At 72.0% G+C, this 11,946-nt stretch carries 16 protein-coding genes; 3 read left to right on the plus strand and 13 right to left on the minus strand.

Annotated elements, in window-relative coordinates; translation table 11 throughout:
- Positions 1-5: 5 nt before the first annotated feature.
- A complete protein-coding gene (locus DEJ51_RS15005; RefSeq protein ID WP_150258039.1) occupies positions 6-389 on the minus strand; it encodes a helix-turn-helix domain-containing protein in 384 nt (127 codons plus the stop codon).
- A gap of 219 nt (positions 390-608) precedes the next feature.
- On the opposite strand from DEJ51_RS15005, the gene DEJ51_RS15010 reads away from it, so the two are divergent.
- On the plus strand, positions 609-1,130 hold the full coding sequence (locus DEJ51_RS15010; RefSeq protein ID WP_150258040.1) for a hypothetical protein: 522 nt from the start codon (positions 609-611) through the stop codon (positions 1,128-1,130).
- A gap of 97 nt (positions 1,131-1,227) precedes the next feature.
- Here the strand turns inward: DEJ51_RS15010 and DEJ51_RS15015 are convergent, their stop codons facing one another.
- The gene (locus tag DEJ51_RS15015) at positions 1,228-1,821 is read right to left on the minus strand and encodes a hypothetical protein (RefSeq protein WP_150258041.1); all 594 of its coding nucleotides are present in this window, start codon (positions 1,819-1,821) and stop codon (positions 1,228-1,230) included.
- Positions 1,822-2,063: 242 nt separating this feature from the next.
- Between DEJ51_RS15015 and DEJ51_RS15020 the strand changes: the two genes are divergently transcribed.
- Entirely contained in the window at positions 2,064-2,657 is a 594-nt protein-coding gene (locus DEJ51_RS15020; RefSeq protein WP_223835815.1) for a hypothetical protein, read from the plus strand.
- Positions 2,658-2,680: 23 nt separating this feature from the next.
- Here the strand turns inward: DEJ51_RS15020 and DEJ51_RS15025 are convergent, their stop codons facing one another.
- Genes DEJ51_RS15025 through DEJ51_RS15035 form a run of 3 tightly spaced genes read right to left on the minus strand, consistent with a single transcriptional unit; the run spans position 2,681 to position 5,333 of the window.
- Positions 2,681-3,445 (minus strand): putative protein N(5)-glutamine methyltransferase, encoded by a 765-nt coding sequence (locus DEJ51_RS15025; protein ID WP_150258042.1) that lies wholly within the window; start codon positions 3,443-3,445, stop codon positions 2,681-2,683.
- A gap of 22 nt (positions 3,446-3,467) precedes the next feature.
- Positions 3,468-4,712 (minus strand): GNAT family N-acetyltransferase, encoded by a 1,245-nt coding sequence (locus DEJ51_RS15030; RefSeq protein ID WP_150258043.1) that lies wholly within the window; start codon positions 4,710-4,712, stop codon positions 3,468-3,470.
- Positions 4,713-4,757: 45 nt separating this feature from the next.
- Positions 4,758-5,333 carry an AmfC protein gene (locus DEJ51_RS15035; RefSeq protein WP_150258044.1) on the minus strand — a complete coding sequence of 192 codons (576 nt, stop codon included), beginning with the start codon at positions 5,331-5,333 and terminating at the stop codon, positions 4,758-4,760.
- Positions 5,334-5,469: 136 nt separating this feature from the next.
- Here DEJ51_RS15035 and dtd point away from each other — a divergent pair, with 136 nt between their 5' ends.
- Positions 5,470-5,895 carry a D-aminoacyl-tRNA deacylase gene (gene dtd / locus DEJ51_RS15040; protein ID WP_150258045.1) on the plus strand — a complete coding sequence of 142 codons (426 nt, stop codon included), beginning with the start codon at positions 5,470-5,472 and terminating at the stop codon, positions 5,893-5,895.
- 18 nt (positions 5,896-5,913) lie between these two features.
- Here dtd and DEJ51_RS15045 read toward each other — a convergent pair whose 3' ends face one another.
- The 8 genes from DEJ51_RS15045 to DEJ51_RS15080 form a co-directional block, all read right to left on the minus strand.
- A complete protein-coding gene (locus DEJ51_RS15045; RefSeq protein ID WP_150258046.1) occupies positions 5,914-6,888 on the minus strand; it encodes a YgfZ/GcvT domain-containing protein in 975 nt (324 codons plus the stop codon).
- 21 nt (positions 6,889-6,909) lie between these two features.
- On the minus strand, positions 6,910-7,365 hold the full coding sequence (locus DEJ51_RS15050) for a Fur family transcriptional regulator (protein ID WP_223835816.1): 456 nt from the start codon (positions 7,363-7,365) through the stop codon (positions 6,910-6,912).
- Between the two features lie 104 nt (positions 7,366-7,469).
- On the minus strand, positions 7,470-8,042 hold the full coding sequence (locus DEJ51_RS15055) for an FABP family protein (RefSeq protein ID WP_150258047.1): 573 nt from the start codon (positions 8,040-8,042) through the stop codon (positions 7,470-7,472).
- A gap of 282 nt (positions 8,043-8,324) precedes the next feature.
- Entirely contained in the window at positions 8,325-9,419 is a 1,095-nt protein-coding gene (locus DEJ51_RS15060) for a hypothetical protein (protein WP_223835817.1), read from the minus strand.
- Positions 9,416-10,327 carry a hypothetical protein gene (locus DEJ51_RS15065; protein ID WP_223835818.1) on the minus strand — a complete coding sequence of 304 codons (912 nt, stop codon included), beginning with the start codon at positions 10,325-10,327 and terminating at the stop codon, positions 9,416-9,418. The genes DEJ51_RS15060 and DEJ51_RS15065 overlap by 4 nt, the downstream gene beginning before the upstream one ends.
- A complete protein-coding gene (locus DEJ51_RS15070; protein WP_223835819.1) occupies positions 10,324-11,115 on the minus strand; it encodes a hypothetical protein in 792 nt (263 codons plus the stop codon). Before DEJ51_RS15070 ends, DEJ51_RS15065 begins: the two co-directional genes overlap by 4 nt.
- Before the next feature lie 113 nt (positions 11,116-11,228).
- Positions 11,229-11,492 (minus strand): DUF3099 domain-containing protein, encoded by a 264-nt coding sequence (locus DEJ51_RS15075; RefSeq protein ID WP_052875676.1) that lies wholly within the window; start codon positions 11,490-11,492, stop codon positions 11,229-11,231.
- A gap of 135 nt (positions 11,493-11,627) precedes the next feature.
- Positions 11,628-11,918 (minus strand): DUF1416 domain-containing protein, encoded by a 291-nt coding sequence (locus DEJ51_RS15080; protein WP_030030422.1) that lies wholly within the window; start codon positions 11,916-11,918, stop codon positions 11,628-11,630.
- Between the last annotated feature and the right edge of the window lie 28 nt (positions 11,919-11,946).

Genomic DNA, 11,946 nt, shown 5'->3' on the forward strand with positions numbered 1-11,946 from the left:
CAACTTCAGTTCGTCTTCGGCGGCATCTCGTCGGCGGGCGCGTCGAGCGCGTTCTCCTTGCGGAACGACTCGTAGATCTGGAGCAGCACCTGCTTCTGCCGCTCGTTGATCGACGGGTCGGCGAGTATGACGGCTCGCGTCTCCACCTCGTCCGGGTCCCGCTCGTCCAGGATCCCGGCCTGCACGTACAGCGTCTCCGCGGAGATCCGCAGCGCCTTGGCCAGCTGCTGCAGGATGTCCGCGCTCGGCTTGCGCAGCCCGCGCTCGATCTGGCTCAGGTACGGATTCGACACCCCCGCCTGCTCGGCCAGCTGCCGCAGCGAGAGCTGGGCCTGCCGGCGCTGCTCACGGAGGTACTCGCCGAGATTTCCGACGTTGAGCGATGCCATGCTCAGATCCTGCCCGACCTTGCTAACTATTGCAAGCGCCTCGCTTGCAGCATCTCCCACCCGGTGCCGGCGCCGGCACCGGGCCGTCGCGGATTTCGTGGCCGGGGGTGAATCCTTTCCGGCGCTGCCCGCCTCTTGTGTGCGTACCGGCCGAACGGGCCGGCAGAGGCTGGGAGCTCCGCCCACCGACCAGGGCGGAGCATCAGGAGGGGAAACAGCATGGGCACCTACGTGCGCAAGTTCGTCACGGCCGCCACCGCGTCGGCCGTGCTCACCGGCGGGCTGATCGGACTGTCGGCGGCGCCCGCGTCCGCGGCCGAGGTCTGTGACGACGTCTACAAGCGCAAGTACACGGAGATCTCGTCCACCTGGCACAAGGTGGTCGCGTCGGGAGTCATCGACAACCGCCGCGGCGACGCCTCCGTGCGCGAGAGCGTCTCCGCGGGCATCAGCGCCAGCCTGAAGGGCAGCGTCGAGGGCGAGATCGGAGGCAAGATCGATCTGGCGGCGGCGGAGATCAGCTCCAAGCTCGGGGTGAGCGTCGAGGGAAGCGTCACCATCACCAGGGGCAAGACCACGATGATCGTGGCGCCCGCCCGCAAGCGGATCAACTACAAGATCGGCATCAAGAAGCGCGTGTACCAGGTCTACGTCACGCATCAGTCCCGGAACTGCCGTGTCTCCAACCACTGGGCGAAGGTCACGGTGGCCGACTCGTACACCGAGACCTGGAACAGCTGAGGCCCCGGCCGAGCGCAGGCCCTGAACGCGCCCTGACCTGCCCGACACCTCCGCGCGGTCCGGCGGAGGTGTCGAGGTCGTCGTCCCGGCGCCCGGCTCAGTCGTCGAAGCGGAGCTCGGGCCGGGTCCACAGGGTGAGGTCGCTGCTGGTGGCGACCGCCAGGGTCAGTCCGGAGGGAGAGAACCCGACCGCGCGCAGTTCCGAGTAGCAGGAGTGGAAGACGTGCCACCACGTCCCTCCTGCCGGGCCCTGGTGGGACCCGCCGTCGGCGGAAAGGACGACGCGGTCACGCGGCCACTCCGGGCGGACGACGTCCAGGACCCAGCCGTCCGGTGTGGTGGTGTGCAGGCCGCCGCCGAAGAGCCCGGCGATCCGCACCGGCACGCCCTCGACCGGGCCGAGCCCGGGGCAGGTGAGCTCCGCAGACGCGTCCGGGGTGCTCGTTTCGGGGTCGGGATCCCGGTCGCGGGCGATCTTCTCGCCGGTCACCGCGTCGAAGAGCCCGTGGCCGTCCTGGGACACCACCATGACGAGGTCGTGCCCGCTGCCCGGATGGACGGCGAAGCCGATGCCGAGCAGACCCCCGATGGGGGTCCTGTTGTCCAGCACCTGCTGCCAGGGCTCCGGGGCCGGCATGACGGGGGCGGCGATGTAGCGCTCGCGCAGCTTCTGCTGGTACTCCGTGATCAACTCGTCTCCTCGGGGTGGCGGGGTCGTCCCCGCGGAACGGCGTACCAGCGGCGGTGCACCAGCGGTTCGACGCACACGGTGACCGCCTCCGGCAGGTCGAAGGCGTTCCCGTGACCGAACCGGCAGTCCAGGCCCTCGGCCCGGACCCTAACCGCTGCCGCTGCCGCTGCCGTCGCCGCCGTCGCCGGCGCCGTGGCGATATCCGTTGGATCCGGCCGGGCCGGGCCCACAGGATGGGGCGCATGAGTCTGCCGGCCATCCCGGAGGTCCACTCCGCTCCGTCCGTCCCGCATGCCCCGTCCCTCCCGTCCGCCCCGCACCGGGTGGAGTTCCTGCGCCTCCCCCACCCCGGCTTCCCGCACCTCACCGCCTGGGGCATCCGCGTCGACGGGACCGATCTGCGCGTCCTCGTCGCGGAGGCGACGCGCGCGCTCTGGAGCCGCGAGCTCGACGAGGACGACGACACCCCGCAGGAGCGCGACGCGTTCCTGCTGGGCCAGCACGCCCCGCTGCACCTCGACGACGACGCCGACGGCGCCCGGGCCCGGGCGCACTTCATGGGCGAGGCGCCACCGCACCTGCGCGACCGGAACACCGGTGCCCTGTGCCTGATGGGCTGCCCCTGCGGGATCGACGCCTGCTGGCCGCTGCTGGCCATGGTCCGCGCCACGGAGAGCGAGGTCACCTGGTCCGGCTTCTACCAGATCCACCGCCCGGAATGGGGCGAACTGCCCCTGGGCCCTTACGTCTTCCCGCGCCCCGCCTACGAGGCGGCCCTGGCCGTGCCGCTCGGACTCGACCAGGACCCGCTCGCCCCCCTGCTCGGGGAGGGATAGACCAGAGGGCCCGACGGGCCGCGTCAGGCCGTGCCGATGACCACCGTCGCGTACAGCTCCTCCGAGGTCACCGCCCGGACCGCGAGGCCCGCCGAGGCCAGGGCCGAGGCCGTCGACGGCGACTGGCGGGCGCTCGTCTCGATCAGCAGGTGGCCGCCCGGGGCCAGCCAGGGCAGGGCCCCCGCCGCCACCCGGCGGTGGATGTCCAGGCCGTCGGCCCCGCCGTCCAGGGAGACCAGCGGCTCGTGGTCGCGCGCCTCTGACGGCATCAGGACGATCTCCTCCGTCGGCACGTACGGGGCGTTGACCACGAGCACGTCCACCCGGCCGCGCAGCGAGGACGGGAGCGCCGCGTACAGGTCGCCCTCCCACACCCGGCCGCCGTACGGGGCCACGTTCCGCCGCGCGTACACCAGCGCCGCCGGGTCGATGTCCGCCGCGTGCAGCTCGGCGCCGCCCGGCAGCCCCGCGGCCACCGCCGCGCCCAGGGCGCCGACCCCGCAGCACAGGTCCAGCACCACCGCGCCGGGCCGGGCCAGTGCCAACGCCTCCCGCACCAGGAACTCGGTACGCCGGCGCGGCACGAAGGCCCCCGCGCCGACCTCCATGCGCAGCCCGCAGAACTCCGCCCAGCCGACGACGTGTTCCAGCGGTTCGCCGCCGACCCGGCGGGACAGCAGCTCCGCCAGATGGTCCGCGTCGGTGGCGGCCCCGGTCAGGAGCTCCGCCTCCTCCTCCGCGAAGACGCAGCCCGCCGCGCGCAGGGATTCCACAAGTGATGTCACGATCTCAGTTCCTCGTCAGAACGCGTCAGAAGATGTCCGGGCACCACGGGCTGCGCGCCGTGCGGAAGACCGCGTCGGCCAGCGCGGCCGCCCCGGGCCGCTCCTCGGTCACCCGGCCCAGCGCGGCCAGCCGCACCGCGGAGGTGCCGCCCAGGTACAGGGAGCCCAGCTCGGCCACGTCCAGCCGCAGGTCCGCCGCCTCCCCGGTCCGCTCGCACACGCCGGTGCCGGCGTCCAGCCGGTACCGGCCCGCCGCCGGCCCGTTCTCGTCGGTGACCTCCAGGACGAGCACCCCGGGCACCTCGTACGTCCGCGCGCCCAGCGCCCGTACGACGTCCAGCACCCGCACCCACAGGAAGTCCGCGGCGGTCACGACCCGCGCCGACCGCGGGTCGGGCAGCAGGTCCGGGACGAGGGCGTCGGAGGCACGGTAGCCGGTGCGGACCTTCAGCACCCAGTCGATCGAGCACAGGAACTGCCAGAGCGCCCGCTCCGCCTGCGGGCTGACCGCCAGCAGGTCCCTGACCTGCACACTGCTCTGCGGGATCTTCGCATCCGTCCAGTGGTCGTCCGCGCTGTACACGGCGAGGCCGGCCACCTCCCCCTCCGCGGTCCGGTACACGGCGTGGAACTTGTCCTGGTAGGGCCGGTACGACCACGTCTCCACGCCGGTCGCCGTGTTCCACCAGCGGTCGTCCCGGTTCACCGCACCGGGTGTGCGCGCCCGCAGCCGCTCGTGCAGCTCCGGCCCCACCCGTCGCAGCTCCTCGACGTCCACCAGGTCGATCCGGCCGCCGTCCGCCGGCGCCGACATCCTCCGGTCGAGCCCGGTGCGCGCGACGTCGATCTCCCACTCCACGAGGGAGGCGGCCGGCCCGAACCCGTACCGCCCGTAGATCTGGTACTCGGCGGCGATCAGCGTCATCAACGCGTCGCCGCGCGCCTCGGCCGCGGCGAACTCGGCAGCCATCATCCGGGTCAGCAGACCCTGGCGGCGGTGGGTGGGCAGCACGCCCACGTTGGAGATCGCGGCGGAGCGGACCCCCGCACCGCCGGGCACGGTCAACTCCTGCGGGAAGGAGCGCAGGGTGGCCACGCAGCGGCCGCTGTCCGGGTCGAACGCCCCGTACGTCCGCGAGAAGTCGGTGTACTTGGCGCGCAGGGCTATGTCGGCCTCGGTCACCCGGGAGGCGGTCAGGAAACCGGTGTGCACGGTGCGCACCCAGTCGGGGAGTTCGGATTCGGCGATCGGCCGGACGTCAGCACTCATAACCGCCCACGCTAATCCGCCGACGGCGGCCGGTCGCCCGAATTTCTACGCGAGCAGGTCGTCCACCTGCGCCTCCCCCTCCCGGTACCGGCGGGTGATCTCCGCAGTGCACTCGTCCACCGTGCGCTGGAGCTGCTGCCGGCGCCGCGAGACCTGCTGCTCGTAGCGCACCAGCCTCCCCATCCCGTCGTGCAGTTCGCCGTCCGTACGGGCGCCCAGGTCCGAGAGCTCCACGTCGGACAGCATCTCCGCGGCCAGCACCCGGTACTCCTCGCTGTGCGGGGTGCCGAGCGTGACGTGCCGGGCCGAGGCGCTGCGGCTGGAGGGGGCGTCGGCGAGGATCACCGAGAGCCGGTCCACCACCGGCGCCTCGGGGTCCGTCCGCCGGGCCAGCTCCGCCCGCAGGATGTCGATGCGGCCCTGGAGCAGTCTGCGCACATAGCTCAGATCGGCCTCGTCGCGCTGCGCGTCACGGCGCAGCGCCCGCAGCTCCGGCAGCCCGAGCCCGGTGGTCGGGGCCGACGGCCCCTGCGTCTCGGCCGTGCGCTGCGCGGGCGGTCGTACCGCGGCAGCTGCGACGGAGGCGGGTGATGCAGGTACGGAGGTACCAGAAGTATTCATGCGTTCGGGTCCGTCCCCTCGACCGGTGCGGCGCACCCGCACCGCCTGCTTGCATCGTGCCACTCCCCGTGGCCCCCACGCAGTCCCAGTGCACCCGATCGGCCCCGGACGGGTGCAAGCCTGATACACAGGTGGTATGCGAGCAGTGGTGCAGAGGGTGGACGGCGCGAGCGTCGTCGTCGGCGGCGAGACCGTGGGCGAGATCGTCGGCGAGGGGTTGTGCGTGCTGGTGGGCGTGACCCACGACGACACCCCGGAGAAGGCGGAACTGCTGGCCCGCAAGCTGTGGTCCGTGCGGATCCTGGAGGGCGAGAAGTCCTGCAGCGACAACGGCGCACCGCTGCTGGTGATCTCCCAGTTCACGCTCTACGGCGACGCCCGCAAGGGCCGTCGGCCCACCTGGAACGCGGCCGCTCCCGGCCCGGTCGCCGAGCCGCTGGTCGACGAGGTCGTGGCACGGCTGCGCGCGCTGGGCGCGACGGTGGAGACGGGCCGGTTCGGCGCGGACATGCGGGTCTCGCTGACCAACCACGGCCCGTTCACCCTCGTCATCGACGTCTGAGACGCCTGACTGCCGAGGTCAGGGCGCTACGACGACCTCCTGCGCGGCGGCCGTCTTCCCGGCCAGCAGCGGCGCGTCGACCGGCACGTTGCGCTTGACCAGCGCGAGCGCGATCGGGCCCAGCTCGTGGTGGCGGACGGCCGTGGTCACGAAGCCCAGCTGACGGCCCTCCTCCCCGTCCGACGCGAGCCGCACCGGCGTGCCGTGCGCCGGGAGCAGCACCTCCGAGCCGTCCAGGTGCAGGAAGACCAGGCGGCGCGGGGGCTTCCCCAGGTTGTGGACACGGGCGACCGTCTCCTGGCCGCGGTAGCAGCCCTTCTGCAGGTGCACGGCCGTGCCGATCCAGCCCAGCTCGTGCGGGATGGTGCGGTGGTCGGTCTCCTGGCCGAGCCGCGGCCGGTGCGCCTCGACGCGCAGGGCCTCGTACGCGAGCAGGCCGGCCGCCGGACCGTGCGCGGCGGCGAACGACTCCAGCTCGCCGCGGGGCAGGAACACGTCCCGGCCGTACGCGGTCTCCCGGACGACGTGCTCCTTGTCCTGCGTGACCTCGGCGATCGAGCCGGCCGGCAGGTGCACGACCGCGAACTCCTCGGTGCGGTCGGCGACTTCGACGCGGTAGAAGAACTTCATGGACTCCAGGTAGGCGATCAGCTCGGCCTGGGTGCCCGGCTCCACGTGCGCCCACGTGGTCTCACCGTCGTCGACGAGGTAGAGCGCGTGCTCGATGTGCCCGTTGGCGGAGAGGATCAGCGCCTCGGTGGCCTGCCCGGCCGGCAGTTCGGTGAGGTGCTGGGTGAGCAGCAGGTGCAGCCAGCTCAGGCGCTCCGGCCCGCTGACGGTGACGACCCCGCGGTGCGAGAGGTCGACGAAGCCGCGCCCCTCCGCGAGGGCGCGCTGTTCGCCGTACAGCTCGCCGTAGTGGGCGGCGACGCCCTCGTCACGGCCTTCGGCCGGTACGGCGCCGGGGAGATGGAGCAAGGGGCTGCTGGTCATGGGACCAAGCGTACGACCCTGCTACGGCTGAGCGGCACGCTGCTGGGCGGCGCACTTGCGGCACAGGCCGAAGATCGCGAAGTGCTTCATGTCGGTCTCGAAGCCGAAGGTGTCCCGGAGCTTCGCCGTGAACTCGGCGGCGATGTCCACGTCCGCCTCGATGACCTCGGCGCAGTCGCGGCAGACCAGGTGGATGTGGTGGTGCCGGTCGGCGAGGTGGTAGGTGGGCGCCCCGTGCCCGAGGTGGGCGTGCGAGACCAGCTTGAGCTCTTCCAGGAGCTCCAGGGTGCGGTAGACGGTGGAGATGTTGACCCCGGAGGCGGTCTTGCGCACCTCGGCGAGGATCTCGTCCGGAGTGGCGTGCTCCAGGGCGTCGACCGCCTCCAGCACGAGCTGGCGCTGCGGTGTCAGCCGGTATCCGCGCTGCCGCAGGTCGCTCTTCCAGTCAGAGCTTTCGGTGTCCACGCTGCTCCCCACCCGGCCAGTGTATGCGCGCGAAGGGGGCCGCGGGCGATCCCGCGGCCCCCTTTCGCACAGCCGTGCGTAGGCCGGACCCACGGCCGGGCGTCCGGCCGGTGGGCTCAGCGGAAGAAGGCGATGCCGTCGTCCGGCATGTCCGGGAGGTTGCGCGCCATCTCGGCGACCTCCTCGGGCGTGACGACCTTCTTCAGCTGGGCCGACATGTACGGACGCAGCTCGACGTCCGGGGTGGCCTTCTCACCGACCCACATGAGGTCGCTCTTCACGTAGCCGTAGAGCCGCTTGCCGCCGCTGTACGGGCCGGAAGCCGCGGTACGGGCGACCGCGTCGGTGGCCAGGTCGATCTGGGGCTTCTGGTCGGCGAGCTCGCCGTACCAGACCTCGACGACGCCCTGGTCGCGGACCATGACGATCTCGACCTTGCGGTCCTTGTCGATGCGCCAGTAGCCCGACTCGGACTCCAGCGGCCGCACCTTGTTGCCCTCGGCGTCGAGGACCCAGGTGTGGGAGGTGTACTCCAGGAAGTCCCGGCCGTCGTGGCTGAAGACGACTTCCTGGCCGAAGTTGCACTTCTCCTCACCGGGGAAGTCGAAGACTCCCGCACCCTCCCAGTTGCCGAGGAGGAAGGCGAGGGGGACGAGGCCCGGGTTCAGGTCGGACGGGATCTGGATCATGAATGGCTGCTCAGGCGATCTGTCGGAGGGGTTCCGGGGCGGTCTGCTGGGCGGATGCTCAGCGCTGACCCTGGTACAGCTTCTTGACGGCCAGGCCGGTGAAGGCCATGACGCCGACGCAGACCAGGACCAGCAGGGAGGTGAAGACTGCCTCAAGCACGGGGTGCTCCTCGGAATTCGTTCGGGGGGTACGGGCCGGTTCCCAAGCCTACTGGGCCGGGGCCGGGCGCACCGTGCGAGGTGGCCCGTACCCCGGCCGACGGCCCGGTTCCGGCCCGGCGGTCAGCTGAGCAGCTGGCTCTGCAGGATCACCGACTGGTGGAAGGTGACGGGGGCCACCTCGCCCTTGCGGGTCTGGATGACCATGCCCAGGACATCACCCGTCCGGAGGCACCCGACCTTGGTCTGCTCCTCGCCGAGGAAGGGCTTCACCTCCTGGTACACGCTGAGTTCGGTGCCGTCGAAGTTGGCCGCACCGGGGAAGTCCAGCGTGGTGCTGTTCATCTGCGTGTTCTTGGCCTTGTTCCAGACGTCGTCCAGGTCCAGGGCCGAGACGCCGGTCAGCCGCGCGTTGCTGTCGCAGCCCTTGAAGGCGTCCACGAAGCCGGACGAGTGGAAGCGCAGCAGGTACACGTGCGTACGCGTGCCGTCCGCGGTCGTCCAGCCCCGGCCGGCGATCTGCCGCAGCCCGTCCCATTCGAGGGACTGCTTCAGCTTCTCGCGCGCCTCGGGCGTGTACTCCTCCAGGAAGGTGTCGACCGACACGTTCCCGTCCTTGTCCGCCTTGACCGCGTCGTCGGCCTTGGCGCCCTCGGGAGCGGGCAGGAGCAGGCCGGTGAGCGGTGCGTAGTGCGTCCCGTCCTTGTTGTCCGGGCCCTGGGGCACCGGGGCGCCTGCGGGCAGCGCGGGCCGGGACAGCGCCGGGAACGTCCAGCGGCCGTCGTCCTCGGTGGACAGCCCGGGGACGTCGGTGCGCTCGGGCAGGGTGATCCCGTACGCGACCCCCGTGCCGACGGCGGCGAAGACGGCGACGGCGGCGGTCCAGCGCAGGGCGGCGAACAGCTTCCGCCGGTCCTTGGGCGGGGCGGGCGGGGCGGCCCACGGACCGGCCTCGGGCCCGGCCGGGGGTGCCCAGGGACCCGCCTCGGACGCGGCCTCGGGCGCGGCCGGGACTGCGGCCTCGGGCGCGGCCGGCGCGGCGGCTTCGGGCGCGGCCGGGGCTGCGGCCTCGGGGGTCACGGCTTCCGGGGTCACCGCGGCGGGTTCCGCGGCCTCGGTGGTCGCCTCGGCGGCTTCCGGGGATACCTCCGGGGATGCCTCGGGCGCGGGTACGGGCGCGGGCGCGGTTACGCCGGCGGTGTCGGTCTGCTCGCTCACGCGGACTCTCCGGGGGACTTGAGGTGGTCGAGTTGCTGCTTGAAGAGGCCCACGGCGTCCTTCGCCGCGAATCCCTCGGTCCCGTACATCCGGAAACTGACCATGACGTCTCCCTCGACGGCCAGGCAGTCGAGGGCGTCGATCTTCTCCTTCTTCTTGCCCTCCTTCTCGATCTCGATGGGGGCGACCACGCATTTCGCCTGGGGGTAGCCGTCCACCTTCGGCGCTTCGGCGCCCTTGCCGAGGAGTGCGAAGAGCTTGCCGGTGAACTCGGCGAACTGGGCGAGCTGCGCGGGGTCGGCCTGGAGCAGCTCGATCTCGGCGGCGGCGTTTCCGTCGCCGTCGCGGCGAGAGTAGCTGCGTCCGGCCAGGCCCTTGACCTTCAGGTCGGCGAGGGCCTTGTCCCGCTCGCCGCGCTCGCTGCCGGACAGGCCCGTGCGGGCTTCCTTGAAGCTCTCCAGCGCCCGCTCGCCCGACAGGAAGTAGTCGTTGCCCTCCTTGTCGATGTCGGGGCCGGGCCAGTACCTGTCGGGCAGCGGCAGCAGCTTGCCCGTGAGCGCGTTCGGGGGCACCGACGGCACCGGGGCCTGGGTGCCGCCCGTCGTGTGGTCCTCCGCCATCCAGTACCGCGTCGGCGAGGTCCGGTCCGCGTCCGCGAGCGCGGCAGCGGCGCCGATGCCGGCGCCCGCGAGGACGACGACACCCACGGCCGCCGCCACCAGCTTGACCACCTTGCGGTTCGCCTTGCGCGCGGGCCCGGCGGCGACCTGCTCCTGCTCCTGCTCGGGCCGGGCCGGGGCGTCGGTCACGGCCCCGGTCTCGGCCACCCCGGCCCCGGTCTCGGTCTTGGTCTCGTTCTTCGTCTCGGTCACGGCCTCGGCCCCGGCCACGTCCTGCTGCTCGCTCACAGCCGCTCCATCTGTCGCTTGACCAGGTCGACCAGGGTGCTCTCGTCGATCTCGCCGCGGTTGTTCGTGTACTCGACGCTCATCACGATGTCGCCGCGCCGGACGACGGCACGGGACCCCCGGAGCGGGTGGTACCCGGGTTCCTCGTGCGCCTTCGAGTCGATCCACAGGTGCCCGAAGTCCTCGGGAACACCCGGGACCTCCTTGCCCGCGTTGCCCGCGTACTTCTGGGTGGGCATGTAGTCCTCGATGCCCTTCTGGAAGTCCTCGGCCCCGTCGCGGTCGTGGAACCGGAGGAGGTTGATCTCGACGAAGTTCCGGTCGGACTCGGACCACTCCACGCTCGCGATGCTCTGGACCCGGCTGGAGAGGAGGCCGCCGAGACCACCGGAGGCGTCCTCGAAGTACGCCGCGGAGAACATGTCGACGGGAGAGGCGCCCGAGAACTCGGTCTTCGCCCCGCCCGGAACCTCCAGCAGCTTCTTGGCCAGTTCCTCGTCCGCCTTGTGCCAGCGGTTGGCGTTGATCGAACGCCGGGTCGTGGCGTCGCCCATCGCCTGGGGCTTCGCCTCGGCCATCTTCTGCTGGGCCAGCGGCGGCAGCGCGGTGGGCTCGCGGTGGTACTGGACCGCGTAGCCGGTGACCGTCCCCGCGAGCACGCCGAGCGCCGCCGCGCCCGCGATCAGGAGAGCCGTGCGCCCCGCCCGGCGGCGCGGGACCGAAGTGTCCGCCTCCGGTGCGCTCTCCCCCTCTTTCGGCTGCTCCGGGATGGTCTGTTCGTGTTCCAAAGGGGTCCCCCACAGGCCTGCAGGCGCGGGTTGATTACCCGCGCGTACGCGATGACCCACACCCAGGGGGAGCAGTTGTACGAACCTAGATCACATTCTCGTCTCGCCGGGTTTCAATCCTCGTGACGCCGTTTTCCGTCCAGTTCGTCCCACCACTCGTCGGACTTCGGATCACCCGAGGGGTCGTCCCACCAGCGGTCGTCCGGGCCGCGCCGGTTGGCGATCATCGCGGCGACCGGCGGGATGACCATGGCGACCACGCACATGGCCACCGCGGCCTCGACCGACCACAGGCGCACGACGGCCCAGGCGGAGACGAAGAGGACCAGGCATCCGCCCATGAGCAGGAAGTAGGCGCGCCGGCGCCGGGCGTACATGCCTCCAGCGTAGATCCGGCGACCCCGCGCGCAAGGGCGCGGACGGCACGAAGGGCCGCACCCCGTTCCAGTGGCGTCCAACCCCCGGGGGTGCGGCCCTTCGGCCGTTCGATCAGGCGATCACATGTGCGGTGCTCAGACCGCGATCGCCACGTCCGTCACGCCGCCGGCCTCGGCGACGACCACGGCGCGGTCGGCCTGGGCGCCCGGGACCAGCGCCCGCAGCGTCCAGGAGCCGGTGGCGGCGTAGAAGCGGAACTGGCCGGTCGCCGAGGTCGGGACCTCGGCGGTGAACTCGCCGGTCGAGTCCAGCAGGCGGACGTAGCCGGACACCGGCTCGCCGTCCTTGGTGACCTGGCCCTGGATGGCGGTCTCACCGGGCTTCAGCGTGGCGAGGTCGGGCCCGCCGATCTGTGCTCCACACATGTTCTCTGTCCTGTCCTGGAGAGGTCGT

This window comes from Streptomyces venezuelae, assembly GCF_008642275.1.
Lineage (GTDB): Bacteria > Actinomycetota > Actinomycetes > Streptomycetales > Streptomycetaceae > Streptomyces > Streptomyces venezuelae_E.